The organism is Streptomyces milbemycinicus, from assembly GCF_002154605.1.
Taxonomy (GTDB): domain Bacteria; phylum Actinomycetota; class Actinomycetes; order Streptomycetales; family Streptomycetaceae; genus Streptomyces; species Streptomyces milbemycinicus.
On record NZ_MUNE01000115.1, the window covers coordinates 1 to 1,635 of the forward strand.

The following is a 1,635-nucleotide window of genomic DNA, read 5'->3' on the forward strand; positions in this document are numbered from 1 at the left end:
GGGTGACAGCCCCGGAGGCCCTGCCCCCGCCCCGTACCGAGCACCGCAACGCACCACAACCACGCCGCACCACCACCACGCACCGCAACCACCACGAGGCCACCGTGCAACCCGCAGAATCCCGCTTCGCCGCCGTAGACCTCGGCGCGTCCAGCGGCCGTGTCATGGTCGGCACGGTCGCCCCCGGCGCGCCCGGCGCCCCCGGCACCCTCGAACTCCACGAGGTGCACCGCTTCCCCAACCGCCCGGTCCGCGTGGGCGGCACCCTGCACTGGGACATCCTCGCCCTCCACCAGGGCGTCCTGGACGGCCTGCGCGCCGCGGCCGAGGCCGCCCGCGCCGCGAACACCCGGCTGACCAGCGTCGGCATCGACAGCTGGGCCGTCGACTACGGCCTGCTGGGCGCCGACGGGGCGCTGCTCGGCAACCCCGTCCACTACCGCGACACCCGTACCGACGGCGCGGCCGAGCAGGTCGCCACCGTCCTCCCGCCCGAGGAGCTGTACGCGGCCACCGGCCTCCAGCACCTCCCCTTCAACACGATCTACCAGCTGACCGCCGCCCGTGGCAGTTCGACGCTCGCCGCCGCGCACCGCCTCCTCCTCATCCCGGATCTCATCTCGTACTGGCTGACGGGCGTGGCCGGCACCGAGCTGACCAACGCGTCCACCACCCAGCTGATCGATCCGCGCACCCGCGACTGGTCCCGCGCGATCGCCGCCGTCGCCGGCACCCTCGGCATCGACCTGTCGCTCTTTCCGCCGCTCCGCCACCCCGGCGACCCGGCGGGAAACCTACGCCCAGAGATCCTGTCCGCCACCGGTATCGAAGGCCCCGTCCCGGTCACCGCCGTGGGCTCGCACGACACCGCCTCCGCCGTCGTGGGCGTTCCCGCCACCTCACCCGACTTCGCCTACATCGCCACCGGCACCTGGTCCCTGGCCGGTCTTGAGCTCGACGCCCCGGTGCTCACCGAGGCGAGTCGGCGCGCCAACTTCACCAATGAGCTCGGCGTGGACGGCACGGTCCGCTATCTGCGCAACATCATGGGCCTGTGGATGCTCCAGGAGTGCCTGCGCACCTGGGAAGCCGAAGGCCGGAACCAGGACCTGGAAACACTTCTGGACCAGGCGGCCCACGCCACCCCCCTCCGCTCGGTGGTCGACGCCGGAGCCCCCGAGTTCATCGCCCCGGACCGGATGCCCGACCGGATCGCGGAGGCCTGCCGCCGCACCGGCCAGCCGGTCCCGCGTACGCCCGCCGAGACCGCCCGCTGCGTGCTGGACTCCCTCGCGCTGGCGCACCGCCGCGCGATCCTGGACGCCCAGCGGCTGTCCGGCCGTGCGGTCCGCACCGTGCATATCGTCGGGGGCGGCGCGCACAACGCGCTGCTGTGCCGGCTGACCGCCGACGCCTGTGGGCTGCCGGTGGTCGCGGGCCCGGCGGAGGCGGCGGCGCTCGGCAACGTCCTGGTGCAGGCCCGGACCGCGGGCGTGGTCACCGGCGGCCTGCCCGAGCTGCGTGCGCTGCTTCACAGCACCCAGCAGCTGAGGCAGTATGAGCCGTCGGGCGATCAAGCGGCGTGGTCCCGGGCGGCCGCCCTCGTCGAGGATGTCGAGGGCGGCCGCCCGGGAC

Annotated in this window: 1 protein-coding gene; it reads left to right on the forward strand. The window is 74.2% G+C overall.

Annotated features, from left to right (window positions below):
- Nucleotides 1-164: 164 nt before the first annotated feature.
- Nucleotides 165-1,635 (forward strand): rhamnulokinase (locus CCN51_RS10065; protein WP_086859462.1); only part of this gene is annotated, 1,471 nt, incomplete at its 3' end.